We start from the raw sequence: 24642 nt of genomic DNA, 5'->3' as shown, positions 1-24642 counted from the left end.
CACGTCCCCCGGCAGCTGTGCGGCAGGCGTAACCGCTGATGATCAGGTGCGGAGACACCGGCGTAATGAGCCGTTCGTACCGTCACGAAGGGTGAGATCAGGTCGAGCACTGGACAGGGAGGCGCCCGTGGCCGCGCCGGGCTCGCGGAGCGAGGGCACGACGAAGGTGCGGACGGTCTGTTCGTACTGCGGAGTGGGCTGCGGCATGGTCCTCGACGTCGGCACGGGACCGGACGGACGGCGTACGGTCCTGAAGGCCAGCGGGGACAGGGAGCACCCTGCGAACTTCGGACGGCTGTGCACCAAGGGCGCGACCACGGCCGACATGCTCGCCGCCCCCGGCCGGCTGACCGGGGCCCTCGTGCGGCCGGACCGCGGTGCGGAGCCCCGCCCGGCGCCCCTGACGGCAGCCGTCGGCGAGACCGCCCGCCGGCTGCGCGCGATCATCGACGAGCACGGCCCCGACGCGGTCGCGCTCTACGTCTCCGGTCAGATGAGCCTGGAGGCGCAGTACCTGGCGAACAAGCTGGCCAAGGGCTTCATCCGCACGAACCAGATCGAGTCGAACTCCCGGCTGTGCATGGCCGGCGCCGGCACCGGTTACAAACTGTCGCTGGGCGCGGACGGACCGCCCGGCTCCTACCAGGACCTCGACCGGGCCGACGTCTTCCTCGTCATCGGCTCCAACATGGCCGACTGCCACCCCATCCTCTTCCTGCGGATGATGGACCGCGTGAAGTCGGCGGGCGCCAAGCTGATCGTCGTCGACCCGCGGCGCACCGCCACCGCCGCCAAGGCCGACCTGTTCCTCCAGATCAGACCCGGCACCGATCTGGCGCTGCTCAACGGACTGCTGCACCTGCTGCACGAGAACGGCCACACCGACCCCGCCTTCATCGCCGCGCACACCGAGGGCTGGGAGGCGATGCCCGGCTTCCTGGCCGACTACCCGCCCGCCGCCGTCGCCGAGATCACCGGCATCCCGGAGGAGCACCTGCGCGAGGCGGCCCGGCTGATCGGCGAGGCGGGGGAGTGGACGAGCTGCTGGACGATGGGCCTGAACCAGTCCACCCACGGCACCTGGAACACCAACGCCCTGGTCAACCTGCACCTCGCCACCGGCGCGATATGCCGCCCGGGCTCCGGCCCCTTCTCGCTGACCGGCCAGCCCAACGCCATGGGCGGCCGGGAGATGGGCTACATGGGACCGGGACTGCCCGGCCAGCGCTCCGTGCTCGCCGACGCCGACCGGGCCTTCGTCGAGGAGCTGTGGCAGCTGGAGCCGGGCGCTCTGCGCGCCGACGGGGTCGGCAAGGGCACGGTCGAGATGTTCCGGAAGATGGCCGACGGGGACATCAGGGCCTGCTGGATCATCTGCACCAACCCGGTCGCCTCCGTAGCCAACCGCAAGACGGTCATCGAGGGCCTGGAAGCCGCCGAATTCGTCGTCACCCAGGACGTGTTCGCCGAGACGGAGACGAACGCCTACGCCGACGTCGTCCTGCCCGGCGCGCTGTGGACCGAGACCGAGGGCGTCCTGATCAACAGCGAGCGCAACCTGACCCTCGCCCGCCCGGCCGCCGACCCGCCCGGCGAGGCGACCGCGGACTGGCGGATCATCGCCGCCGTGGCCCGGGAGATGGGGTACGAGAAGGGCTTCGCGTACGACAGCGCGGAGGAGATCTTCGAGGAGATCAAGCGGGCCTGGAACCCGGTGACCGGCTGGGACCTGCGCGGGGTGAGCTACGAGCGGCTGCGGACCACGCCCGTGCAGTGGCCGGCGGCCACGCCCGAGGGGCCCGACCGCAATCCCGTCCGCTATGTCGGCGCGGGCGGCGCGCCGACCTTCCCCACGGCGAGCGGCCGCGCGGTCTTCCACGCCCGCCCGCACGTCCCGGCGGCCGAAATGCCCGACGACGACTACCCGTTCGTGCTCAACACCGGCCGGCTCCCGCACCAGTGGCACACGCTGACCAAGACGGCGAAGGTGGCCAAGCTGAACAAACTCGACCCCGGCCCGTTCGTGGAGGTGCACCCCGAGGACGCGGATCGCCTGGGCCTCGCCGACGGAGACTCGGTGGAGGTCGCCTCGCGGCGCGGGCGGGCCGTGCTGCCCGCCGTCGTCACCGACCGGGTACGGCCCGGCTGCTGCTTCGCGCCGTTCCACTGGAACGACCTGTTCGGGGAGTACCTGAGCGTCAACGCGGTGACCAGCGACGCCGTCGACCCGCTGTCGTTCCAGCCCGAGTTCAAGATGTGTGCCGTGGCGCTGACCAAGGTCGCCACCGCGGTGACGGTGCGGTCCCCGGTGCCGGTGGCAGCCCCGGCTGTCGTCCCAGAGGCGTCCACGGTGTCCGTCCCCGCCCCGTTCGGGCTGGAGCCCGCGCCGCCTCCGCCGGTCCTCGCCGCACACGAACGCCGGTATCTGACCGGCTTCCTGGCGGGCATCCCGTCCGGCGCCCCGGGCGTCCCGGTCCTGCCGCCGGACGCCCCCTTCAGCCCGGAGCACGCCCTGTGGGTCAACGGCGTCCTGGCCGGCATGTACTCCAGGACGACCGCGGCGACGCCCCCGTCCGCGGCAGCACCGCACGCTGCCCGCCGCCAGGTGGTGATCCTGTGGGCGTCGCAGACCGGGAACGCCGAGGAGTTCGCCTCCGAGGCCGCGCAGCGGGTCACCGCGGACGGGCACCGCGCCGCCCTGCTGCCCATGGAGGAGGCGGACCCCGCCGCCCTGCCCTCGGACGCCGACCTGCTGCTCATCACCAGCACCTTCGGCGACGGCGACGCCCCGGACAACGGCGCCGGCTTCTGGGACGCCCTCGCCGCGCCCGACGCACCACGCCTCGACGGCAGGCGGTACGCCGTCCTGGCCTTCGGCGACTCCTCCTACGACGACTTCTGCGGCCACGGCCGGCGCCTCGACCGGCGCATGGCGGAGCTGGACGCGACGCGGCTGGCACCGCGCATCGACTGCGAACCGGACTACGAGAGCGCGGCCGGGGCCTGGCTCGACCAGATACTCGCCGCGCTGAGCACCGCCGAGCAGCCGCCCTCCGCCGCGCCCGCGAGCCCTGCCGCCCCGCAGGCCGCGCCCCGGTCGAGCCGCCCCACCCCCGTCACCGCCCGCCTCACCGGCAACCGCCTGCTCAGCCTGCCCGGCGCCGGCAAGGAGGTCCGGCGGTTCACCTTCGACACCCGCGACAGCGACGCCCCCCTCCTCTACGAGGCCGGGGACGCCCTGTCCGTACAGCCGGTCAACCGGCCGGAGCTGATGACCGAATGGCTCGCCGTCACCGGAGTCGACGCGGACACGGCCGTACAGGTCAAGCACGCCGGAGAGGTGCCGTTCGCCGAAGCCCTGCTCCGGCACCTGGACATCACCCGGGTCACCCCCGACCTGCTGCGCTTCGCCGCCGACCGCACCCGCGACCCGCGTGAGCTGCGCAAGCTGCTCCGGCCCGACAACAAGGGCGAGTTGGCGCAGTGGTCCTGGGGGCGCCAGGCCGTCGACGTCGTCGCCGAGTTCGGCGTCCGGGCCGGGGCGCAGGAATGGGCCGACGTGCTGGGGCGGCTGCAACCCCGGCTGTACTCCATATCGTCCAGCCCTCTGACCGACCCCCACCTGGTGTCCCTGACGGTCTCCGTGGTCCGGTACGAGAACCCGGACGGGCGTCCCCGCCAGGGCGTGTGCTCCCCGTTCCTCGCGGACGCCGAGCCCGGCACCCCCGTGCCGGTCCGGGTCCAGCGGGCACCGCACTTCCGCCCGCCCGCCGACCCCGCCACCCCGGCCGTGATGGTGGGCCCCGGCACGGGCGTCGCGCCCTTCATCGGCTTCCTGGAGGAGCGGCGGGCCCGCGGCCATCGCGCCCCCAACTGGCTGTTCTTCGGCGAACAGCACCGGGCGACGGACTTCTACTACGAGCAGGAGCTGACCGGGTTCCTCGCCGAGGGCACGCTCACCCGCCTCGACACCGCCTTCTCGCGGGACCAGCGCGCCAAGGTCTACGTCCAGGACCGGATGCGCGAACACGGCCCGCTGCTGTGGTCCTGGCTCCGGGACGGCGCCCACTTCTACGTCTGCGGCGACGCCTCCCGCATGGCCAAGGACGTCGACCGGGCCCTGCGTGAGATCGCCGTCGTGCACGGCGGCCTGGCCGAGGCCGAGGCCGCCGCCTACGTGAAACAGCTGGGCGCCGACAAGCGGTATGTGCGGGATGTGTACTGACGCCGGTTTCCGTTCCGTTGTGTGCAGGTCAAGGGCCGGTCATGGGTGCGGAAGGCGGGTTGCGGCACGCGTATCGTTGGTGCGGACAAACGAAAGGCACCTCGTTCGGTGAGGCGTCTTCACGGACACAGGCCACTGATCCCACCCGTCGAGAGACGCTCCGGATCAGGACAGGTCTCCCCGGCCCAAGGGGTGACCCCAAGTGGCTTCCCCGTACGGGGATCACGCCGTGGAGTGCCAAAGCTCTGACGAGAAGGGGTGTGCCGGGCCGAGCCGGCTCCGGCTGCCCTCCGCCACAGGACCGCGACACTCTCAGCGCGGCCGTGACCGGGAGGAGGCGACATGGACAGTAGTCCGGGCCATAGTCGGCCCTTCTTCGTGTTGTCCGCGCCGTCCTTCCGCGGCCCGCAGCAGCCTCTTCTTCCCTGACCCCGACCGGTTCACCCGGCCGGCAGGCCGTGCGCCGGTGTGCGCCCGGCGTGCCCGGTGCCCGGGTGCGGGGAAGTCGTGCGCTGCCACGGGCCGCCCGTAGCCCCGTCACACCGGGGCAAGGGGGTGTTCATCTTGGCTGCCCACACTCTGCTCATGTCCACCTCGGCCCGCCTGCGCGACCGCCGGGTCAACCTGGAGCGCCGTGCCACCACGTCCAAGGCGGTCCGTACCTCGCTGGTCTCCCTCGCCGGACTGATCGGCGGACCGGCCACCAACCAGTCCGGCGACGAGGTCGGCCGCATCGTCGACGTCGTCGCCCGGCTCTACGGCACCGACTCCTACCCGCCGGTGACCGGGCTCATCCTGCGCATCGGCCGGCGCCACACCTTCGTGCCCGCCGACGCCCTCGGCAAGGTGCACGCCGGGCACGTACGGCTGCGCACCGCCCGCGTCGACCTGCGCGACTTCGTCCGCCGTCCCGGCGAGGCGCTGCTCGCCAAGGACGTGCTCGACCACCAGCTCGTCGACGTCGACGGCGTCCAGGTCACCCGCGCCGCCGACCTGTATCTCACGCCCCTGGTCGACCAGGTCGTCCTCGTCGGTGTGGACGTCTCGCTGCCCACCCTGCTGCGCCGGCTCGGCCCGCGCCGCTGGCAGGCCCGCCCCACCCCGGAGCGGGTGCTGGACTGGCAGGCCATAGCCCCCTTCGCCGAGCAGGCCACCGAGGGCCCGCCCGAGGTCCGGCTGCGCGCCTCCCGGGCCGCCCTGCACCGGCTGCGCCCGGCCGACCTCGCCGACATCCTCGAAGACCTCGGCCGCGCCGAACGCCAACAGCTGCTCGGCTGGCTGGAACCGGAGCAGGCCGCCGACGCGCTGGAGGAGATGGAACCCGCCGAGCTGCAGAACCTGCTGCGCGAGGCCCAGCCGGAACACGCCGCCCGCCTGGTCGACGAGATGGAGCCCGACGAGGCCACCGACGCCCTGCGCGACCTCACCCGCGAGGAGCGCGAGGCCCTGCTGACCCGGATGCCCAAGGACGAGGCGGCCGAACTGCGCCGGCTGCTCACCCACCGGGAGGGCACGGCGGGCGGTGCCATGACCACGCTGCTGATCACCGCTCGGCCGGACGAGACCGTCGCCGAGGTGCGCGGCCGGCTGGCCGAGCAGCACGAGCACCGGACGGAGATCGACGCGATCGCCGTCGTGGACGGCACGGACCGGCTGCTGTGCGACCTCCCGCTGTTCGACCTGGCGGTGGCCGAGGACACCACCCCCATAACCGACCTCGTCACCTGGCGAGCCCAGTTCGGCCCGCCGGACACCGTCCGCGCCGACACCTCCCTGGCCGAGGCCGCCGACCACCTGGTCGCGGCCCGCGCCTCCTCACTCCTGGTGGTCGACGACAGCGACCGCCCACTCGGCCGGATCCTGGCCGACGACCTGCTCGACGCGATGCTGCCCGAACGCGGGCGGCTGCACTTCCGGAGGTTCCTGCAGTGACCCGCGACCTCGACACCGCCACCGAGGCACCGCAGGCCACCGCGCCCGCGCGCCGGACCGGCTGGCGGCGCATCACCATGATTGCGGCGGTCGCCGGACCCGGACTGGTCGCCGCGAACGCGGGCAACGACGCCGCCGGCATCGCCACCTACGCCTCGGCGGGCTCCCAGTTCACCTACGGCACCCTGTTCTTCATGGTGCTCGTCACCGTCGCCCTGGTGATGGTGCAGGAGATGGCCGTCCGCCTCGGCGCCTACACGGGCAAGGGCCTCGGCGCCCTGATCCGCGAGCAGTTCAGCCTCCGCCTGACCGCGCTCGCCGTGTTCTGCCTGCTGCTCGCCAACACCGGCCTGGTGGTGAGCGAGTTCGCCGGCATCGGTGCCGCCTTCGAGCTCCTCGGCGTCCCCAAGTGGGCGGTCATCCCGCCGGCCGCGGTCCTGCTGTGGGCGCTGGTGCTGTTCGGCTCCTACCACTGGGCCGAACGCATCTTCCTGATCATGTCGCTGGCCTTCTTCGCCTACCCGGTCGCCATGATCCTCGGCCACCCCGACTGGGGCGCGGTCGGCCATCACCTCGTCGTGCCGCACATGGAGCCGAACAAGGCCTTCATCCTGCTGGCGGTCGCCCTGATCGGCACGACGGTCAGCCCGTACATGCAGTTCTACGCCGCCGCGGGCGTCGTCGACCGGGGTGCCAAGCCCGCCGACTACCCGCTGATCCGCGCCGATGCCATCCTGGGCGCCGTCTTCGCCTGCGTCATCAGCCTGACCATCATCATCGCCACCGCCTCCGCCATCGGCGGCACCGGCCCGCTGGACTCGGCCGCCCAGGCCGCCGAGGCCCTCAAGCCGGTCGCGGGCCGCAACGCCGAGCTGCTGTTCGCGCTCGGTCTGCTCGGCGCCTCCGCCCTGGCCGGTGCCGTCGTCCCGCTGTCGGCGAGCTACGCCATAGGAGAGGCCGCCGGCGTGGAGCGCTCCGTCTCCCGCAGCTTCCGGGACGCCCCGCTCTTCCTCGGCCTGTTCACCGCCCAGATCGTGCTGGGCGCTGTGGTCGCGATGACCCCGGTCGACGTCATCCAGCTGCTGATCGGCACCCAGGTCCTCCAGGGCCTGATCAGCCCGATCGTCCTGGTCTACCTCCTGGTGCTGACCAACCGCCGCTCGGTCCTCGGCCCGGCCGCCAACGGCCCGCGCTACCGCGTCGCCGCCACCGCCGTGGTCGTGGGCGTCGCCGCCATGTCGACGATCCTCCTCGTCCAGACGGTCCTGGGCTGGTTCGGTCTGGCCTGATCCACGCCGTTCACCCCGGCGTGCCGCACCCCGATGCCGGGCCGCGGGCCGCCGGGGACTACCGTCCCGTGGTGGACCCGAGCCGGACTCTTCGGCGCCGAGGCCCTCGTACCGAGCCAAAGGAGGACGTTCCGCATGGATGGCCACGCGCCGACCGCACTGTCGGCCGGCCAGCTCCCCGAGCTGACCACAGGACGTCTGCTGTCCACCTGGCAGCTGGACATCCCCGCCCTGCTGCTGGTCGTCGCCCTGGGCGCGCTCTACGGCTGGGGCCTCGCGCGGCTGCGTGCGCGGGGCGAGCCCTGGCCACCGGTCCGCGTGGCCGCGTTCGTGCTGCTCGGCCTGGGCGCGCTGGTGGTGGCCACGATGTCCGCGCTGGCCGTCTACGACCATGTGCTGTTCTGGCCGGCCGCCGTGCAGAACGTGCTGCTGGACCTCGTCGCCCCGCTCGGCCTCGCCCTCGGCGACCCGCTGCGGCTCGCCGTCGAGGCCCTGCCGGAGGACGCCGCCGGGCGGGTGCGCCGGGTGATGTCGGGCCGCCTGGTGCGCGTGCTCACCTTCCCCTTCATCAGCACCGCCCTCGTGCTCGCCACGGAACTGACGGTGTACTTCACGCCGTACTTCGCCACCGCCCTGGGCGTGGGCTGGCTGCACGAGCTGATGTACCTCCACCTGCTCGTGGCCGGCTGCCTCTTCGTCGTACCGATGCTGACCCACGAGCAGACGCTGCCCCGCTGGTGCACCCACCCGGTACGGGCCGCCCTGGTCTTCCTGGACGGCATCGTCGACGCGATCCCGGGCGTCGTGGTGATGACGCACGGCACGCTGATCGCGGGCGCCTGGTACCTGCACCACGCGCCGACCTGGTCCCCGGACGTCCAGCACGACCAGCAGATCGGCGGCGGCGCGATGCTGAGCATCGCCGAGCTGGTCGCCCTGCCCTTCCTGCTGGCCCTCCTCTACCAGTGGGCGCGCGCGGAACGGGTCCAGAACGCCGCCCTGGACCGCCGCCTGGACGCGGAACTCACCCCCGCCGTCGTGCCCGCCCCCGCCGCGGAGCACGCCCATCGGGCTCCGTCTCCCGAGGCCGAGCGGGTACGCCCTTGGTGGGAGACGGAACAGAACGAGGTGGCCGCGAGGATCCGGGGCCAGCACCGGGAGAAGTGACGTCGGCCGTACCAGCCGGATCAGGCGCCGAGCGCGCCCAGGACGGCGTCCGCCATCGCGCGTTCCCCGGTGGCGTTCGGATGCAGCGGCAGGGTGGGCGAGGCGGGGAACAGTCCCTCGATCCAGGGCGTGGCGGAACAGCTGTCGTGGCCCCGGGTCGGGGTGAGCGTGTCCACGTACGTGGCGCCGCCGGCCCGGGCGGTGGCCGCGACCGCGTCGTCGAGACCGCCCAGCACGGACCGCAGGTACGCGATGTCCCCGGTCGTCACCGGCAACCTGCCGAGACACTCCGCGGGGTCGTCGGGCAGCACCGCCGGATAGCCGACGACCAGCACCCTGGCCCGCGGGGCCCGCGCACGGATCAGCCGCAGGGCGCTGCCGAGCTGCGCCGCCGCGGCGTCCACACGCGCGTCGAGGGTGTTCTCGTAGTGGTCGCGGCAGGGGGTACCGAGCGGGTCGGTCACGGACAGGGCGGAGCAGGTGGCGGCGACGTCCCCGAAGCCGAAGTCCGACGTGCCGAGGTTGTCGCCCGCGACGGTGAGCGTGACCAGGGCGGTGTCCGGCGTGACGGCGTCCAGTTGGGGGCCGTTGACCACCGCTCCGGCATCCGTCTGGGCCGTGGTGAGCGCACTGGCCTTCGCGCCCGCGCAGGTCACGTCCCGGTACGTGCTCGGGCCCAGGGACGCGGCGACGAGCCGGCCGTAGTCGTGGTCGGAGCGCATGCACAGGCCCGCGGACTGGGCGGGGATGCCGGCGCCGGCGGCGTACGAGTCCCCGAGCGCCACATAGGCGCCGCCCGTCGAGGGCGCGGCGAGGGCGACGGTGGTGGTGGAGGCGGTCGCGAGGAGTACTCCACCGGCGAGGGCGGACGTCCAGCGCACGAGCGCCTTCGCGCCGCGGGCGGCCCGTGCGGTGCGCGGGTCCTCGGCGGCTGTCGTGCGCGGTGCGCGATGGCTGCGGTGCGTGTTCGGCGATGCGGCTCTGGGCACGGTTGCTCCTGGGGAGACGGGACGGCGGATGCACAACTCCGGTACCGGCCGGTAACGTTGCGGACATCGTCGTAGCCCCCGCCCCGCGGACCATGTGCCCGCGCACAGCGGCACGACGGCCCCGTTGTCCCCGCGCACATCGCCTTCGCGCACGCCGAGGCCCGTTTGTAACCTGCCGGTCATGAGCCGCACACCGCCTTCACCCGCCGAGATCGCCCCCGTCGCGGCCGCGCTGCTCGGCCGCGCGCACGAGCTGGGCGCCCGCATGGCCCGCCGTATCCGCGCCGAGGTCGGCTACTACGGTGGCGAAGGTCCCGTCGCCTTCGAGGAGTTGACCGCCAGTTGCCGGCGCAACACCGAGCTGGTCTTCGGGCAGCTGGCCCACGGCTGTGCGGCCGGCATGGCGCCGGCGCAGGAGACGGGCCGCAGAGCGGCGCGCGAGGGAGCACCGCTGGGGGAGTTGCTGCACGCCTACCGGGTCGGCTCGGAGTTCCTGTGGTCCGAGCTGGCGTCCGCCGCCCGGGCCGCTGACGCCGTCACCACCGACATCCTCGTGGCCCTCGCGGCGTGGTGGGTGAACGAGGGCCTCGCGGCGGCGGCCAGCGACGCCTACCGCGAAACTGCCGCGGAACTGCTGCTGCAACGCGACCGCGAGCGCTCCGTGCTGGTCGAGGCCCTGTTCACGGGCATGCTGACCGACCGCACCACGCTCTGGGAAGCCGCCGACGCGCTCGGCCTGCCGGCCGAGGGCCCCTTCGTGGTCGTGGCGGCCGCTGTCCCCGTGCCGGGCCATGAGGCGCTGCCCGGCATCGAGCCCCGGCTGCTCGCGGAGCGGATCCGTTCCGCCTGGCGGCTGCTGCCCGACCTTCAGGTCGGCATCATGGCCGTGCGCGGCCCGGACGGCGAGGAGGCCGCCCTGCGCGTCCTCGGCGGTGTCGCCGCGGCCCGGGTGGGCGTCAGTCCCGCGTACCGCGCCCTGCGGGACACCCCCAGGGCCCTGCGGACGGCCCGCCTCGCGCCGGCCCGGGTACCGCGGGAGGCCGGGGGCGTCGTACGGTTCGACGACAGCCCGGTCGCCCTGCTGGTGGCCGCGTCCGTGGACGAGGCCGCCCGGATCGCACGGACGGTCTTCGCGCGTGTACTGGCCCTGCCCGACGAGGAACGCGGCAGACTGCTGGCGACCCTGGAGCAGTGGTACGCGGCCGGGGGCTCGGCGGCCGACGCGGCGCGGCAGCTGTTCTGCCACCGCAACACCGTCCGCTACCGGCTGCGCCGCCTGGAGGAGTTGACCGGCCGTTCCCTCCAGGACCCCCGCGCGGTCGCGGAACTCTCGGTGGCCCTGCATGCCCTGCGGCTGCTCCCGCATTCTCCCGAGGTGCTGTGAGCCATGAACTGTGCGACGTGAGCCGTGAGTTGCCGACCGGCTAGCGCGCCGCCAGTTTCGCGTGGTCGACGTCGGGGAGCCAGTCGCGGCCCGGGGCGTACTCCAGCCAGCGACGGGCGCGGCCGGTTTCGGCGAAGCCCCGCAGCAGGGTGTCGAGCAGCGGGTGACGGTAGGCGTCGTGCCAGGCCAGCGACCACGCGTACAGCGGGGTCGGATCGACCAGCGGGATGGCGCGCACTCCCGAGTGGTCCGGCAGCGGCGCGTCGGCGGGGAAGAGGGTGAAGCCCTCGCGGTCGGCGCGGACGTGCTGGAGGAGGTGATCGAGGCCCAGGTTGGGGCCGTCGTGCCGGCGCGTGATGCGGAACTCGTCGGCGAATCGGCACAGGAAGTCCAGGCGGCTCAGTTCGGCCGGGCTCCACAGCGCGCTGTCGCGCAGGTCGACGGGGCGCAGCGCGTCGGCGCCGGCCAGCGGATGGGACGGGCCGAGCACCACGTCGACGGGCTCCAGCCGTACCAGCCGCTGGGTCAGTCCCGCGTCCCGTCCCCCGGGCAGCGGATGCACGCGGCCGAAGCCGAGGTCCGCGTCACCGCGCACCAGGGCCCGGGCGACCGACGGCCAGTCACGTCCCGGACCCGGCTCCCACCGCACCGGGCCGTCCGCCCGGACGGCGGCGGCGACGGTGCGCATCGGCGCGTACAGATGCCCCCAGATGTCGATCCGCACGGCCGCTCCCGCGCCGGTCACGGCCGCGACGGCGCGCTCGCCGGCCGCGAGCGCCTCGCGCGCGCCCGGCAGGAACCGCCCGCCCGCCTCGCTGAGCCGGACTCCGCCCTGGCGCTCGAAGAGCCGCACACCGAGCAGCTCCTCCAGCCGGGCCACGCGCTTGGACAACGCCTGCTGGCTGGTGTGCAGTTCCTCGGCGGCGCGCCCGAAGTGCAGCGTCCCGGCGGTGGTGACGAAGGCGCGGACCAGGGCGAGGTCGAGATCCATGCCGCTGACCATAGGCGACAACGCGGTGTTGTCGCCCGGTGGGTCCGGTTGTTGGCCGCTCCGGTGCCCGGACCGGTCAGATGGTCCCCGAGGCCGCACCCACCGCCGCACCGGCCGATGGTGCCGCAGGCCGACGAGGAGGACGACACCGATGAAAGCCTTTGTGCCGACCGGAGACCCCGCCGAGCCCGTCGTGCTCGCCGACGTCACCGAGCCCACACCGCGCCCCGACGAGGCGCTGGTGAGGGTCGAGGCGTTCTCCGTGAACCGCGGCGAGACCTTCAAGCTGGAAAAGCCCCGCCCCGGTGACCGCCCCGGCAAGGACATCGCGGGGCTGGTGGTGCAGCCGGCCGCCGACGGCAGCGGGCCGAGCGGGATCACCCGGGTCGTCGGCCACCCCATGTCGGGCGGCTGGGCCGAGTACGTGGCGGTGCCGACCAACGCCCTCGCCGAACTGCCGGACCGGGTCGGCACCGTTCAGGGCGCGGCCCTGCCCCTCGCGGGGCTCACCGCGCTGCGGCTGCTGCGCGCGGCCGGCCCCGTCGTGGGCCGCCGGATCCTGCTGACCGGCGCGTCCGGGGGCGTGGGCCACTACGTCACCGAACTGGCGGCCGCCGCCGGGGCCCAGGTCACCGCCGTGACGCGGGACGTCGAGCGCGGCGCCCGGCTGGCCGCACTCGGCGCCGCCGACATCGTCCACGACGTCGCCGACGCCCGGGGCCCGTACGACATCGTGCTGGAGTCGACCGGCGGGCAGGCTCTCGCCACCGCTCTGGCCCGGCTCGCCCGGCGCGGCACCCTCGTCTGGTTCGGACAGGCCGGGCGCAGGCCGGCGACGCTCGACTTCTTCGACTTCTTCGGCGGTCCCGAATCGGCCGTCCTGCGGCACTTCCACTACCTCGACGCGGACACCCGCCTCGACGACGACCTGGCCGCGCTGGTCCGGCTGACCGCCGAGGGGCGGCTGCACCCGGAGATCGGCCGAGTCACGGACTGGGCCGACACCGCGACCACCCTCACCGACCTGCGCGACCGCCGCATCCGCGGCAAGGCCGTCCTCACGCTGTCCTGAACACCACAGCCCAACCGACCTCTTTCAGCAGCCAGTTCACGAACCACCGAAGGAGTACGACCATGACGACCGGTACCGACCCCAGGGCCGTGGTCATCCGCTACGTCGAGGCCGTCCGCGACGGCGACGCGGACGTCATCCACGACAGCTTCGCCGAGGACGCCACCTGGCACTACCCGGGCGACCTGCCCATCTCCAAGGTGTGGCACGGACGGGACCGGATCATCGGGGAGTTCCTCGGCGGCATGGGACCGGTCCTGGTGCCGGGCACCCTGGAGATCGAGCTGATCAGCACGATCGCCGAGGGCGACCGCGTGGCGGCCGAATGGACCTCCAGGGCCAGGACCGTGTACGGCGGCACGTACGACAACCGCTGCCTCGGCATCTACACCGTCCACGACGGCAAGATCACCTCTGTGGTCGAATACGCCGACACACAGCATGTGGCCGCGACCCTCTTCCCCGGGCACGACGCCCGGTAAGTCACGCTCCGGCCGCTCCGGTCGGACGAGCCCGTGTGCCGGACACCGCCCGGCGGTGCCGGCAGGGGCCTCAGAGTTCCTTTCGCATGAGGACGCACATCGTCTCGTACCGGCGGAGCGACCCGTCCGGGCCTTCCTCGTCCCAGGTATCCGGCTCACGGCCGTACGCGACGTAGCCCAGGCGCTCGTACAGGGTGCGGGCCCGCGGGTTGTCCTCCTCCACGGCGAGTTCCGCCGTACGCAGCCCACGGCCGACGATGCGTCGCTCGGCGGCCCGGATCAGCAGCGTGCCCAGTCCGCGGGACTGGAGCGCCGGCAGCACGGCGAGCTGCCAGATGGTCCCGGCGCCCGCGCGGACCCGGTAGTCGACGCCGCCGATCGCCACGGGCAGATCCGCCGGGGTGCACACCGCCAGGTAGTCCACCTCGCCCGCCGCCGCCCGCGTCAACTCCCGCTCCACCTGGCGTAGATGGGTGGCCGAGCCCGACCAGGTGCAGGCGGGCAGATCCCCGGGTGTCAGGTCGCGCACGCCGACGGGGAGGGCGAGGGTCGTGCGGAGCGGGGCTTCGTCCGGATCGGTCATGGGCGCGAGCATGGCGTCCGGGGCGACGGCGCGGCAACACATTTCCGCCGCGCTCGCCGTCCGGGCGGGAGCGGCGCGGCAATTCCGGGGCGGTCGCGGGTGCAGGTCCCGTAGCGTGCCGGGATGGTGACTGTGCGAGCGATGACGGAAGCCGACGTCGAGGCCGTGGCGGCGATACGGGTGACCGGCTGGAGGACCGCGTACGCCGGGATCGTGCCCCGGTCCTGCCTCGACCGGATGACGGTCGAGGCCGACGCGCGGCGACACCGGGAGCGCGTCACGCAGCCGGGGAACGGCCGCACCGACCTGGTCGCGGTCGACGCCGACGGGCGCGTGTCGGGCTGGGCCTGCCTCGGACCCTGCCGTGACGCCGACACCACTGCGGCCACCGGTGAGCTCTACGCCCTGTACGTCCAGCCTTCGCTCATCGGCTCGGGCATCGGCCGCACGCTGCTCCGGGCCGTGCACGCACACGCCCGCGCGCACGGCTTCGACCAGATGGTGCTCTGGGTCCTCACCGGCAACACCCCGGCACGCCGTTTCTACGCACGGGCCGGATACACCGCCGACGGCGCCGTCCAGACCGACGAGTACGACGGGGTGTGCGTGCCCGAACTCCGCTACCGGCTGGCCGCCGACGCTCTCAGGCGGTCCGGCGGTGCTCCGTGACCCAGCAGCCCGGCGATCAGGGCGCCGGCTGCGTGGCCGATGTCGCGCCAGAAGCGGTACGTGCCGAGGGCGGCCGCGGAGAGGACGCCGGCGAGCAGGGGACGGTGCCCTCGTGGGGGTTTGCGGCCAGCGCGGTCGGCGAGGTGGCCGGTGAGGATCTGGCCGACGCCCCACAGGACGGTTGGAGCCCCTTGATCAGCCCGACGGCGGCTGTGCCGAGGCCGTGCCCGGTGAAGAGGAGCGGAAAGACACCCCAGGTCAGGCGGTCGCGCCAGGAGGTGCGGGCGAAGGCGACGGACAGGCCGGTGCTTTCGGTGCCGGGCACGGCGCGCTGTGCCGGGCGAGTTCGATGGCGACGTGGGCGGCGGAGTCGCGTACGACGAGGGCGAGACCGAGTCCGGCGGCGACGAAGACGACACCGATCAGCTCGGGGACGGGGCGCAGGCCGTAGGCGTCGGCGAGATAGCCGGTGACCAGGGCGGTGGCGCCCACGGAGGTGTCTCCGGCGGCCTCGTTGAGGCCGGTGGCCGGTCCACGACGGGCCGGACCGACCAGGTCGATCTTCATGTTGACCGTCATCGACCGGGTCAGCCCCTGGTTGAGACCGAGCAGCACGTTAGCGACGACCCAGCCCCGGGACGGGGCCCACGCGAGCGCGAGGGTTACCCATGGAATATCCGATTCCGCCAGCCGAGCCCCTGCGGCTCGGGCTGCGGGAGAACCGGGTCCGGTTCACTCGCGCAGGGTGAGCGGACCGTCGACGCGCCGGCCAAGGCCGCGGGGCTGAACCTGACGACCCCGTCGGCCCGCCTTCAGACGCTCAAACAGACCGGTTTCGTCGCCGCGCGCCGAGAGGGCGTGCGCATCTCTCGGCGACGACGGCGCCATGGAGGTCACCCGTGAGGAACTGCACACGCGCGTCGCCGCGGGCGGCGTGCTCGATGTGCGCCCGGCGGAGGAGTACCGGGCCGGACACATCTCCGGCGCGCTCTCCATCCCCTCGGCGAACTGGTCGACCGCGTCGCCGAGTTGCCCGAGGACGCCGAGATCGTCGTCTACCGCCGCGGCGAGTACTGCGTCCTCGCCCGCGACGCGGTCCGCCCGCTGACCGACCGCGGCCTGCGCGCGATCCGCCTCCATGACGGCATGCTGGAGTGGCGCCCGGCCGAGCTGCCCGTCGACACGGCGGACCTGACGTGAGCGCCGTATCCCCGCCGCGGTCGGCGGAGCACAGGGCGGGAGCGGGCGCACCGGGCGACTACTGTGCCGACAGACACACAGCAGCACATCCGGGACCGCACCGAGGAGAACGACGATGGCTCCTGCCGAGGCCGAGGTCGAGGCCACCTACGCCGTCACCGGCGCCACCGGCCGGCTGGGCGGACGCATCGCCCGCCGCCTGGCCGCCGCCGGCACCCCGCAGACCCTCCTGTGCCGCACCCCGGCCCGCGCACCGGAACTGCCCGGCGCGACCGCCGTACCCGGGGCCTACGACGACCACGACGCCCTCGTCCGCGCCCTGCGCGGCACCGACCGTGTGCTGATGGTCTCCGCCTCGGAATCCCCGGACCGCGTCGCGCAGCACCGCACCTTCGTCGACGCGGCGGCCGAGGCGGGCGTCGCCCACCTGGTCTACATCTCCTTCTACGGTGCCGCACCCGACGCGACCTTCACCCTGGCCAGGGACCACTGGCACACCGAGCAGCACATCCGCGCCAGCGGCATGCCCTTCACCTTCCTGCGCGACAACCTGTACGCCGACTTCATGCCCGGCCTCGTGGGCGAGGACGGCGCGCTGCGCGGCCCCGCCGGTGACGGCCGGGCCGCCGTGGTCGCGCAGGACGACATCACGGACGCGGCCGTCGCGGTCCTGCGCGATCCGGCCCCGCACACCGCTCGTGCCTACGAACTGACCGGTCCCGAGGCGCTCACCCTCACCGAGGTGGCGGCGACGATCACGGCGGTCACCGGCCGCCCGGTCTCGTACGTGCCCGAGACCGTCGAGGAGGCCTACGCCTCCCGCGCGGGGTACGACGCTCCCGACTGGCAACTCGACGCCTGGGTCTCCACGTACACGGCGATCGCCGACGGCTCCCTCGCCGGGGTGACCACCGCCGTCCAGGACCTGACCGGCCACCCGGCCACCACGCTGGAGCAACTGCTGCGGGGGACGCCCGCCGTTCGCTAGCCGGCCTCTCGCTCCAGCACACGGCGGGCGGCCTCGGCCTCCGCCGCGGGCGGGGACAGTTCGTCGAGGGTGTCCAGCTCGTCGTCCGCTTCCAGTTCCCGTTCCCAGGCCGCCGCCAGCTGCTCCTGTTCCTGGCGGGGCCTGGCGCCGACCGTGTCCCGGTGTTCCGGATCCAGGGCCGCCATGAAGCGTTCGACCGAGTCCGAGGCCATACCGTGCTCCTTGTCGCGGGGAGGGAGAGTGCCACTTTCGGCCCAGCATGGCCAAGCGGGCCCATGCCCGCCTCCCGACACCACCTGGAAACACCCTGATGGCCCCGGCGCCTACCGGGCGGACCTGGCGTCGTGTGCGGCAACGGCCATGACGAGGACGGAGGCCAGGGCGATGCCGGCGCCGACGTCCAGCGGCGCCGTGTAGCCGAGGCCCGCGGAGATGGCCAGGCCGCCGAGCCAGGCGCCGAGGGCGTTGCCGACGTCGGACGCGGAGACGTTGGCTCCGGCGGCCGGTGCCGCGCCGTGGGCGAAGTCGGTGACGCGCGTGATCATGCCGGGGACACCGGCGAACCCGGACGCCCCCATCAGGGACACGAGGATCACCGGGGCGGTGGCGCTGCCGGCCAGCAGTCCGAACGCGGTCAGGGTGAGGGGGAGAGCGAGCAGGGCGAGGAGCAGGGCGCGGTCGCGGTCGACGGCGCGCCCGCCGACCAGGTCGCCGCCGACCAGACCGACGCCGTACACCATGAGCAGCCAGGCGACATCCGCCGGGGAGAAGCCGCCGACCTCGGTGAAGGTGTAGGCGAGATAGCTGAACGCGCCGAACATGCCGCCGTAGCCGAGCGCGGTGCCGCGAGGGTCAGCCAGACCTGTCGGGAGCGCAGGGCGCGGAACTGGGCCCGCAGGCCGGCGGGCGGTTCCGGGCCCGGGTGGCCGGACCGGGCGGGCACGAGGGTGACGATGCCCGCCAGCGCCAGCGCCAGCACGCCGATCGCCGTGACCGCCCAGAAGGCGGTCCGCCGGCCCCACCGTTCGCCGACCAGCGCGCCGACCAGCGCGCCGAACGGCACGCCGAGGACGTTCGCGACCGTCAGCCCGGCGAACATGACCGCCACCGCGCGGGACTTCCTCTCCGGCGCGACCAGACCGCGCGCGACCAGCGAGCCGATACCGAAGAACGAGCCGTGGCACAGCGCCGCGACGACCCGCCCGAGCAGCATCACCGGACAGTCCGGCGCGACGGCGGACAGCAGGTTGCCGAGGACGGACAACGCCACCAGGCCGACCAGGACGTTCTTGCGGGGCAGTCGGGCCGTCGCCGCGGTGAGCGCGATCGCGCCGACCGCGACACTCGGCGCGTACCCGGAGATCAGCCGGCCCGCCGTCGCCTCGGACACCGCCAAACCCGACGCGATCTGTGGCAGCAGCCCGGCGATCAGGAACTCGGTGAGCCCGATGCCGAAACCGCCGAGCGCCGGTGCGACGAGCCCGCCCGGCATCCGCCCCCGGCCGGCCGTGCGGCCCGAATCGGTCATGCGGCGACCCTCACCCAGCGGCGGCGACCGCGTCCACGGACAAAGCTCCCCGCCTCTTGGACTGCCGCTGTGACGGGTCACCGACCGCTCTGTGACCGGTCATCAGGCGCGGACGACCGCGGATTGGCAGGATCGGTCACCATGACCGGCAGCGAGCAGCAGCCCGGGGAGACCACCCCGGCTTGGGACGACGATCAGGACTTCACCGACGCGGACCGGGGGTTGATCGCCCGGCTGGAGCCCTGTGTGGTGCGGGACGCACGAGGCGGGGTGGTGTGGGACGCGGACGCCTACGACTTCCTGGCCGCCGACTGCCCGCCGACCGCGCACCCCGCGCTGTGGCGGCAGAGCCGGCTCGTGGCCCGCCAGGGGTTGTACGAGGTCGTGCCCGGCATCTACCAGGTGCGCGGCCTGGACCTGTCGAACGTCACCTTCGTGGAGGGCGAGCGCGGAGTCGTCGTGATCGACCCGCTGATCAGCGCCGAGGTCGCCGCCGCCGCACTCGCCCTGTACCGCGCGCACCGTGGCGAGCGCCCCGTGACCGGCGTGATCTACACCCACTCCCACGTCGACCACTTCGGCGGCGTGCGCGGGGTCGTCGATCCGGCCGACGTGGCCGACGGCCGGGTGCCCGTCATCGCACCCGCCGGGTTCCTGGAGCACGCGGCCGGCGAGAACGTCTTCACGGGTACGGCGATGGCCCGCCGGGCGGCCTACATGTACGGGGCCGCGCTGCCCAAGGGACCGGCCGGGCAGATCGGTTGCGGGCTCGGGCTGACGACCTCGACCGGCAGCGTCGGCCTGATCGCGCCCACGGTCGACGTCACCGCCACCGGACAGATCGAGACCGTCGACGGGGTGCGGATCGTCTTCCAGCTCACGCCCGGCACCGAAGCCCCCGCGGAGATGAACCTCCACTTCCCGGACCTGAGGGTGCTGTGCGCCGCCGAGAACGCCTGCCACACCCTGCACAACGTGCTGACCCTGCGCGGGGCCCTCGTCCGCGATCCCAGCGCCTGGGCCAGGTATCTGACGGAGACGATACGGCTGTTCGCCGCGGACACGGACGTCGTCTTCGCCTCCCACCACTGGCCGACCTGGGGTCAGGACCGCGTCGTGCGGTTCCTGGAGGAGCAGCGGGACGCGTACGCCTATCTGCACGACCAGTGCGTGCGGATGATCAACGCCGGGTACACGGGCGCGGAGATCGCCGAGCGGCTGCGCTTCCCGCCCGCCCTGGAACGGGCCTGGCACGTCCGCGGCTACTACGGCTCCCTCAGCCACAACGCCAAGGCGGTGTACCAGCGTTACATGGGCTGGTTCGACGGCAACCCGGCGCACCTGTGGCAGCATCCGCCCACCGAGGCCGCGAGCCGGTACGTGGAGTTCATGGGCGGCGCTGACAGCGTGGTCGCCAAGGCGAGGACGTCGTACGAAGACGGTGATCTGCGGTGGGTCGCGGAGGTGCTGAACCATGTCCTGTTCGCCGACCCCGGGCACGCCGAGGCCCGGGCTCTGCAGGCCGACACGTTCGAGCGGCTCGGCCAAGGCGCGGAGTGCGGACCCTGGCGCAACTTCTGCCTGACGGGCGCGGCCGAACTGCGCGGCGGCATCCTCGGCACACCGACCCGCGCCGCCCGGGACCTCCTGGCCGCCCTGACGGCCGAGCAGGTCTTCCGCTCCATGGCCGTACGCGTCAACGGCCCCCGCGCGGCCGAGGCCGGACGGCTGCTGCTGCGCTGGGAGTTCACCGACACCGGCGAGAAGTGGACGCTCCTGCTGTCCCGCGGCGCGCTCACCCCGATGCCCGGCGACGCCCCGCAGGGTGAGCAGCCCACCGCCGTGCTGCGGCTGGCCCGTACCACCCTCGACGCCGTGCTGGTCGGGGCGACGACCTTCGCCGAGGAGATCGCGGGCGGAGCGGTGGACCTCGACGGCGATGCCGGGGCCCTGATCACCTTCGGATCGCTGCTGGACGCACCGGACCCGGACTTCGCGATCGTCACCCCGTGACGCCGGGGTCCGTCTCGCGCAGCAGCAGGGCCGCGAGGAGCAGCGCGGTGTCCCGCGGGTCGGCGAGGCGGACCCCGGTCAACTCCTGGATGCGGGCCAGCCGGTGGTCGACGGAGTTCGGGTGCAGGTTCAGCCGGCGGGCCGTGGCCCGGCGGTCCTGGCGCTCCTCCAGATGCGTGCGCAGCGTCTCGGCCAGTTCGGGTCGGCCGGCCAGCGGGTCGAGCAGGGCGGCGATCCGGTCGCTGCCCTCGCTGGGCCGGGACAGGTGGTACTCCAGCAGGACGTCGTCGAGCCGGTGCAGTCCGGGCGGCCGACCGCACGCGGCCGCGACCCGCACCACCTCCGCGGCCAGCCGCGCCGCACGCGGGATGTCAGCGGTCCCGGCCGCCCCGGCCACGGCCAGCCGCACCCCCGCTCCCGCCGCCTCGCGCAGCAACTCCACCATCTGGGTGGGTGGTTCGGCGCCTCCCGGTACGACCGCGTGTCCTCCCTCGGCGCCGAGCAGGGCGGGTACGTCCGTGCCGAAGACCCGGTCCAGCACCGCCTGGATGCGCCGCACCAGCCGCCGTACCGTCACCGGGGAGCCCGGACTCCCGCCGGTGGGCGGCGAATCGGCGAGGCGCAGGCACAGCACCAGCGCGGGCCCGTCCGGCGTGGATGCGCCGGCGGGCGGGCGGCCCTCCAGCAGGGCGCGGGCCCGTGCGTGACGCCGCTCGTGGCGTTCGGCGGCGAGAGCGGTCCGCTCGTCGAGATAGCTCTCGGCAACGGCGCCCACGACCCGGTCGATCGAGGCGAACAGCGCTTCGGCGAGCTCGGCCAGGGCGTCCCGTTCATCGGGACGAGCGGTCTCGCGCAGCGCCCGGAACAGTTCCCGCCCGCCCAGCGTGTACGTGCGCAGCAGGAGGTGCAGCGGCATCCCCTCCTCGGCGCGCTGGGCCGCGCGCTCCTGGAAGTACTCCAGCCCGTCCGGCCCCGGCCGGCCGGTGGCCCCGCGCAGGAACAGCCGCATGCCGTGCCGGGCCGTCGCGGCGATCTCCACGTCCTTCACCTCGGCGGGCAGTTCGGGGTAGCCGCGCAGTTGCGCGAACACCTCGCGGGCCATGCGCCGGGCGAGCGCGTTCACCCGCGGCTCGCACCGGGCGGCGAGCGCCGCCGCGGCAGCGGACAGCTCCCGCGGACGACCGCCGGTCCGCCGCTCCCCGTCCTGTCCGTGCGCCATGGATCACCTCACCGCCGATGCCGGTCCGTCACAGTAACCGGGGCGTAGGGCCGTGCTGCCGGGGCCCGGCCGGTTCAGAGGAGTCGGAGCAGCCTGTCGGTGAACTCGGCGGTGGTCGCCGTACCCCCCAGGTCACGGGTGCGGACGTCGGTCCTGGCCAGGAGCGAGGCCATCGCGTCCGTGATGTGCTCGGCCGCGGCGGGGTGGCCCAGATGGTCGAGCATCATGGCCGCCGACCAGATCGCGCCCAGCGGATTGGCGATGCCCCGGCCCGCGATATCGGGGGCGGAGCCGTGCACCGGCTCGAACATCGACGGGAACTCCCGCTCGGGGTTGAGGTCGGCGGCGGGGGCGATGCCGACCGAACCGGCGACCGCGGCCGCGAGATCGCTGAGGATGTCACCGAAGAGGTTGGAGGCGACCACGACGTCGAAGCGGGCGGGTTCCAGGACGAACCTGGCCGCGAGCGCGTCGATGTGCTCCTGGTCCCAGGCGACCTGAGGGAACCGGGCGGCCCGCTCGGCGACCAGCTCGTCCCAGAACGGCATGGTGTGCACGATGCCGTTCGACTTGGTCGCCGAGGTCAGCCGGCCGCCGCGCCGCGCGGCCAGAGCGAAGGCGAAGTCCAGGACACGGGTGACACCGGTCCGGGTGAACACGGCTTCCTGGACGGCCATTTCCTCGGGGAACCCACGGTTGAGACGGCCACCGGCCTCGCTGTACTCGCCTTCCACGTTCTCGCGCACGACGACGACATCGACCTCGCCCGCCCGCGCGCCGCGCACCGGGCTGTCCACGCCGTCGAAGACGCGGACGGGCCGGAGACTGACGTACTGCCGGAAGGCGCGGCGGATCGGGATCAACAGGCCCCACAGCGACACATGGTCGGGCACCCCCGGGTGGCCCACCGCGCCCAGCAGGATCGCGTCCTTGCCGCGCAACCGGTCGATGCCGTCGGCGGGCATCATGGCGCCCTCGCGCAGATAGCGCTCGCAGGACCAGTCGTCGTACGACGTGTACGACAGGCCGAAGCCGTGGCGCCGGCTCACGACGTCGAGAACCTGCCGTGCGGCGGGCAGCACCTCGGTGCCGATGCCGTCGCCGGGGATCAGGGCTATGCGGTGGTTCGTCATGCCGTCGATTGCAGCAGGGCGGTTCGCCGGGCGTCCAAGACGCGCTGCGGATCTGCCTCATAGGCCGGACCTATCAGCTGCCGGCGTCGCGGGTGGCCGTCGTGACGAACGCGGCGGCCGCGGGGGACAGGGTCCCCCGGCGGCTGACGAGGGCGACGTCCAGCGTCGTGCGCGGTTCGATGTCCAGGACGCGGGCACCGAGGGCCCGGGCGACGTCCCGCCAGGAATCCGTGACCACGGCGAGCCCGACCCCCGCCAGCACCAGGGGCAGCAGCGCCACCCGGTGCTCGGTCTCGGCGGCGACCGTGACGTCGATGCCCCGGGCGCGCAGCCCGTCGACGTAGGCGCGCATCCCGGTCCCCGGCTGACCGACGATCAGTCGCTGTCCGGCCAGTTCATGGCATTCCACGGCCGTCCGGCCCGCGAACGGACCGTCGCCCGGCACCATCAGCACGAAACGCTGACTCCCCAGCGCGTGCGCGACGACGGCCTCCGTGCCGGAGACCGCGCCGGCGGACGCCAGCAGTCCCAGCTCCACGGCCCCCGTGCGCACCAGGTCGATGACCTCGCGCGCGGTGAACGCCGCCTTCACCGCGACCGACACGCCGGGGTACCGCCGGCTGAAGTCCCGCACCAGGGTGGTGAGCGGCTCCACCGCCTGGGACGGCATCGAGGCCACGTCCAGGCGTCCCTCCCGCAGTTCCTGCACGGCCGCGACGCTCGCGCGCGCCGTCTCCAGGCTGCGCACGGCCTCCCGGGCAGGCTCGATCAGTGCCTTTCCCGCCTCGGTGAGGACCGCCCGGCGCCCGATGCGATGGAAGAGCTGGGAGCCGAGATCACGCTCCAGCGTGCGCACGGCCTGGGACAGCGAGGGCTGCGACACGTAGAGGGCCGAGGCCGCGCGGTTGAAGCCCCGCGATCGACGATCGCCAGGAAGTACTCCAGCTGCCTGATGTCCATGCGTGTCGTGTGCTCCTCGTCCCCGGCGATGTTCCCCGCGGGTTCTGTGCGGCGTTCCGTGTGCCACGGACATCCTCTACCGCGGCGTCACGGAGGCGGCGAACGCCGTATAGGCCGTCAGCAGGAAGGCGAGGGTGGCCGGTGTGACGGTCAGGGCGGCGCGCATCATCGCCGCCGCGGCCTGTGCGCCGGTCGCGCGATGGGTCGAGGGAGCCATCACGGCCAGCAGCACGGGGAGCGCGGCGAGGATGCCGCCGGCGAAGGAGCCGAGGGCGGCCGCGGCGTGCACGGCGAGCAGGACGGTCGCGGCGGACACCGCCATCCGCACCGGTATCTCCCAGCTCCGGGCGGTGCGTTGGGGCCGATGCGTCGGGGCCGGGGCGGGCCAGGCCCGCAGACCGGCGAAGGCCAGGGCCAGGGCCGATGCAGCCGTCAGCCAGACGTCGGTGCACAGCGCGGAGATCAGGCCCGCCGCGGCCGCGCAGGCCACAGCCGCCGTCAGGGTGCGCGCCGGGCGCAGGAGGGGGGCGAGCCGGCCGTAGGCGAGGCAGAAGGCCGCGACGACGAGCTGCGCAGCGACGTTGCCGCGTGCCGCATGCGCCGCCGCCGCGCTTCCGCCGCTGAGCCAGATGAGCAGCAGGAACGGCCCGGACGTCGTCGGCGCGCCCAGCAGGAGCCCGCCGCGGCGCGGGCCCGAACGCCGGGCGACGACGGAGACGAGGAGGACGAGGGAGGGGGCGAGGGCGGTGCGGAGCAGCAGTATCTCCATGCCCGCGAGCCTGGCACCGGACGCGCCGACTTTGGCTCGGACTTATCGG

General features: G+C 73.7%; 20 protein-coding genes, 2 pseudogenes and 1 riboswitch. Of the genes and pseudogenes, 12 read left to right on the top strand and 10 right to left on the bottom strand.

The genetic code is table 11. From position 1 onward, the window contains the following. The first annotated feature begins 127 nt into the window (after positions 1-127). The 4 genes from ACZ4MF_RS19520 to ACZ4MF_RS19505 all read left to right on the top strand — a co-directional run bounded on the left by ACZ4MF_RS19520 (position 128) and on the right by ACZ4MF_RS19505 (position 8613). The gene (locus ACZ4MF_RS19520) at positions 128-4225 is read left to right on the top strand and encodes a molybdopterin-dependent oxidoreductase (RefSeq protein WP_467493209.1); all 4098 of its coding nucleotides are present in this window, start codon (positions 128-130) and stop codon (positions 4223-4225) included. Between the two features lie 93 nt (positions 4226-4318). After that, positions 4319-4490: riboswitch (M-box (ykoK) riboswitch) on the top strand. Positions 4491-4810: 320 nt separating this feature from the next. Then, positions 4811-6157: a magnesium transporter MgtE N-terminal domain-containing protein gene (locus ACZ4MF_RS19515; RefSeq protein WP_467493208.1), complete on the top strand. Its 1347-nt coding sequence runs from the start codon at positions 4811-4813 to the stop codon at positions 6155-6157. Next, positions 6154-7446 (top strand): NRAMP family divalent metal transporter, encoded by a 1293-nt coding sequence (locus tag ACZ4MF_RS19510; RefSeq protein ID WP_467493207.1) that lies wholly within the window; start codon positions 6154-6156, stop codon positions 7444-7446. Before ACZ4MF_RS19515 ends, ACZ4MF_RS19510 begins: the two co-directional genes overlap by 4 nt. Before the next feature lie 135 nt (positions 7447-7581). After that, positions 7582-8613, top strand: coding sequence for a cytochrome c oxidase assembly protein (locus ACZ4MF_RS19505; RefSeq protein ID WP_467493206.1), 1032 nt, complete (start codon positions 7582-7584; stop codon positions 8611-8613). A 20-nt stretch (positions 8614-8633) separates the two neighbouring features. Here the strand turns inward: ACZ4MF_RS19505 and ACZ4MF_RS19500 are convergent, their stop codons facing one another. Continuing rightward, positions 8634-9602: an SGNH/GDSL hydrolase family protein gene (locus ACZ4MF_RS19500; protein WP_467493205.1), complete on the bottom strand. Its 969-nt coding sequence runs from the start codon at positions 9600-9602 to the stop codon at positions 8634-8636. A gap of 181 nt (positions 9603-9783) precedes the next feature. Between ACZ4MF_RS19500 and ACZ4MF_RS19495 the strand changes: the two genes are divergently transcribed. After that, positions 9784-10986, top strand: a complete 1203-nt coding sequence (locus ACZ4MF_RS19495; RefSeq protein WP_467493204.1) for a PucR family transcriptional regulator — start codon at positions 9784-9786, stop codon at positions 10984-10986. 40 nt (positions 10987-11026) lie between these two features. Here the strand turns inward: ACZ4MF_RS19495 and ACZ4MF_RS19490 are convergent, their stop codons facing one another. Beyond that, a complete protein-coding gene (locus ACZ4MF_RS19490; protein WP_467493203.1) occupies positions 11027-11977 on the bottom strand; it encodes a LysR family transcriptional regulator in 951 nt (316 codons plus the stop codon). Positions 11978-12128: 151 nt separating this feature from the next. On the opposite strand from ACZ4MF_RS19490, the gene ACZ4MF_RS19485 reads away from it, so the two are divergent. Continuing rightward, positions 12129-13049: a zinc-binding dehydrogenase gene (locus tag ACZ4MF_RS19485; RefSeq protein WP_467493202.1), complete on the top strand. Its 921-nt coding sequence runs from the start codon at positions 12129-12131 to the stop codon at positions 13047-13049. A 62-nt stretch (positions 13050-13111) separates the two neighbouring features. Continuing rightward, entirely contained in the window at positions 13112-13531 is a 420-nt protein-coding gene (locus ACZ4MF_RS19480; protein WP_467493201.1) for a nuclear transport factor 2 family protein, read from the top strand. Between the two features lie 70 nt (positions 13532-13601). Here ACZ4MF_RS19480 and ACZ4MF_RS19475 read toward each other — a convergent pair whose 3' ends face one another. Continuing rightward, a complete protein-coding gene (locus ACZ4MF_RS19475) occupies positions 13602-14114 on the bottom strand; it encodes a GNAT family N-acetyltransferase (RefSeq protein ID WP_467493200.1) in 513 nt (170 codons plus the stop codon). Between the two features lie 141 nt (positions 14115-14255). On the opposite strand from ACZ4MF_RS19475, the gene ACZ4MF_RS19470 reads away from it, so the two are divergent. Further along, positions 14256-14783 carry a GNAT family N-acetyltransferase gene (locus tag ACZ4MF_RS19470; protein WP_467493199.1) on the top strand — a complete coding sequence of 176 codons (528 nt, stop codon included), beginning with the start codon at positions 14256-14258 and terminating at the stop codon, positions 14781-14783. Positions 14784-15041: 258 nt separating this feature from the next. On the opposite strand, the gene ACZ4MF_RS19465 is transcribed toward ACZ4MF_RS19470, so the two are convergent. Next, on the bottom strand, positions 15042-15398 hold the full coding sequence (locus ACZ4MF_RS19465) for a hypothetical protein (RefSeq protein WP_467493198.1): 357 nt from the start codon (positions 15396-15398) through the stop codon (positions 15042-15044). Between the two features lie 271 nt (positions 15399-15669). Between ACZ4MF_RS19465 and ACZ4MF_RS19460 the strand changes: the two genes are divergently transcribed. The 3 genes from ACZ4MF_RS19460 to ACZ4MF_RS19450 all read left to right on the top strand — a co-directional run bounded on the left by ACZ4MF_RS19460 (position 15670) and on the right by ACZ4MF_RS19450 (position 16971). Then, on the top strand, positions 15670-15891 hold the full coding sequence (locus ACZ4MF_RS19460) for a rhodanese-like domain-containing protein (protein ID WP_467493197.1): 222 nt from the start codon (positions 15670-15672) through the stop codon (positions 15889-15891). Continuing rightward, positions 15813-15983: a hypothetical protein gene (locus ACZ4MF_RS19455; protein WP_467493343.1), complete on the top strand. Its 171-nt coding sequence runs from the start codon at positions 15813-15815 to the stop codon at positions 15981-15983. The genes ACZ4MF_RS19460 and ACZ4MF_RS19455 overlap by 79 nt, the downstream gene beginning before the upstream one ends. Before the next feature lie 115 nt (positions 15984-16098). Continuing rightward, positions 16099-16971, top strand: a complete 873-nt coding sequence (locus tag ACZ4MF_RS19450; RefSeq protein ID WP_467493196.1) for an SDR family oxidoreductase — start codon at positions 16099-16101, stop codon at positions 16969-16971. On the opposite strand, the gene ACZ4MF_RS19445 is transcribed toward ACZ4MF_RS19450, so the two are convergent. Both ACZ4MF_RS19445 and ACZ4MF_RS19440 read right to left on the bottom strand, forming a co-directional pair. After that, positions 16968-17183, bottom strand: coding sequence for a hypothetical protein (locus ACZ4MF_RS19445; RefSeq protein WP_071371873.1), 216 nt, complete (start codon positions 17181-17183; stop codon positions 16968-16970). The genes ACZ4MF_RS19450 and ACZ4MF_RS19445 overlap by 4 nt on opposite strands. A 111-nt stretch (positions 17184-17294) precedes the next feature. Further along, positions 17295-18463: pseudogene (locus tag ACZ4MF_RS19440) on the bottom strand (MFS transporter). Positions 18464-18640: 177 nt separating this feature from the next. Between ACZ4MF_RS19440 and ACZ4MF_RS19435 the strand changes: the two are divergent. After that, a complete protein-coding gene (locus ACZ4MF_RS19435) occupies positions 18641-20512 on the top strand; it encodes an alkyl/aryl-sulfatase (RefSeq protein ID WP_467493195.1) in 1872 nt (623 codons plus the stop codon). On the opposite strand, the gene ACZ4MF_RS19430 is transcribed toward ACZ4MF_RS19435, so the two are convergent. The 4 genes and pseudogenes from ACZ4MF_RS19430 to ACZ4MF_RS19415 all read right to left on the bottom strand — a co-directional run bounded on the left by ACZ4MF_RS19430 (position 20502) and on the right by ACZ4MF_RS19415 (position 24593). Further along, on the bottom strand, positions 20502-21731 hold the full coding sequence (locus ACZ4MF_RS19430) for a PucR family transcriptional regulator (RefSeq protein WP_467493194.1): 1230 nt from the start codon (positions 21729-21731) through the stop codon (positions 20502-20504). The two genes, ACZ4MF_RS19435 and ACZ4MF_RS19430, sit on opposite strands and share 11 nt — an antisense overlap. Before the next feature lie 74 nt (positions 21732-21805). Next, a complete protein-coding gene (locus ACZ4MF_RS19425) occupies positions 21806-22864 on the bottom strand; it encodes a tartrate dehydrogenase (RefSeq protein ID WP_467493193.1) in 1059 nt (352 codons plus the stop codon). A 73-nt stretch (positions 22865-22937) separates the two neighbouring features. After that, positions 22938-23824: pseudogene (locus ACZ4MF_RS19420) on the bottom strand (LysR family transcriptional regulator). Positions 23825-23900: 76 nt separating this feature from the next. Further along, on the bottom strand, positions 23901-24593 hold the full coding sequence (locus ACZ4MF_RS19415) for a hypothetical protein (protein ID WP_467493192.1): 693 nt from the start codon (positions 24591-24593) through the stop codon (positions 23901-23903). Positions 24594-24642: the final 49 nt, after the last annotated feature.

The organism is Streptomyces sp. NPDC025793, assembly GCF_055558375.1.
The sequence above is the reverse complement of the archived record's forward strand: the minus strand, read 5'-3'. Positions and strand labels throughout refer to the sequence as shown.

Excerpts from the sequence above, each read along its gene's own strand:
- ACZ4MF_RS19515 (WP_467493208.1), top strand. The coding sequence starts at position 4,811 with ATGTCCACCTCGGCCCGCCTGCGCGACCGCCGGGTCAACCTGGAGCGC.
- ACZ4MF_RS19505 (WP_467493206.1), top strand. The coding sequence starts at position 7,582 with ATGGATGGCCACGCGCCGACCGCACTGTCGGCCGGCCAGCTCCCCGAG.
- ACZ4MF_RS19495 (WP_467493204.1), top strand. The coding sequence starts at position 9,784 with ATGAGCCGCACACCGCCTTCACCCGCCGAGATCGCCCCCGTCGCGGCC.
- ACZ4MF_RS19490 (WP_467493203.1), bottom strand. The coding sequence starts at position 11,977 with ATGGATCTCGACCTCGCCCTGGTCCGCGCCTTCGTCACCACCGCCGGG.
- ACZ4MF_RS19485 (WP_467493202.1), top strand. The coding sequence starts at position 12,129 with ATGAAAGCCTTTGTGCCGACCGGAGACCCCGCCGAGCCCGTCGTGCTC.
- ACZ4MF_RS19480 (WP_467493201.1), top strand. The coding sequence starts at position 13,112 with ATGACGACCGGTACCGACCCCAGGGCCGTGGTCATCCGCTACGTCGAG.
- ACZ4MF_RS19475 (WP_467493200.1), bottom strand. The coding sequence starts at position 14,114 with ATGACCGATCCGGACGAAGCCCCGCTCCGCACGACCCTCGCCCTCCCC.
- ACZ4MF_RS19470 (WP_467493199.1), top strand. The coding sequence starts at position 14,256 with ATGACGGAAGCCGACGTCGAGGCCGTGGCGGCGATACGGGTGACCGGC.
- ACZ4MF_RS19460 (WP_467493197.1), top strand. The coding sequence starts at position 15,670 with ATGGAGGTCACCCGTGAGGAACTGCACACGCGCGTCGCCGCGGGCGGC.
- ACZ4MF_RS19450 (WP_467493196.1), top strand. The coding sequence starts at position 16,099 with ATGGCTCCTGCCGAGGCCGAGGTCGAGGCCACCTACGCCGTCACCGGC.
- ACZ4MF_RS19445 (WP_071371873.1), bottom strand. The coding sequence starts at position 17,183 with ATGGCCTCGGACTCGGTCGAACGCTTCATGGCGGCCCTGGATCCGGAA.
- ACZ4MF_RS19435 (WP_467493195.1), top strand. The coding sequence starts at position 18,641 with ATGACCGGCAGCGAGCAGCAGCCCGGGGAGACCACCCCGGCTTGGGAC.
- ACZ4MF_RS19430 (WP_467493194.1), bottom strand. The coding sequence starts at position 21,731 with ATGGCGCACGGACAGGACGGGGAGCGGCGGACCGGCGGTCGTCCGCGG.
- ACZ4MF_RS19425 (WP_467493193.1), bottom strand. The coding sequence starts at position 22,864 with ATGACGAACCACCGCATAGCCCTGATCCCCGGCGACGGCATCGGCACC.
- ACZ4MF_RS19415 (WP_467493192.1), bottom strand. The coding sequence starts at position 24,593 with ATGGAGATACTGCTGCTCCGCACCGCCCTCGCCCCCTCCCTCGTCCTC.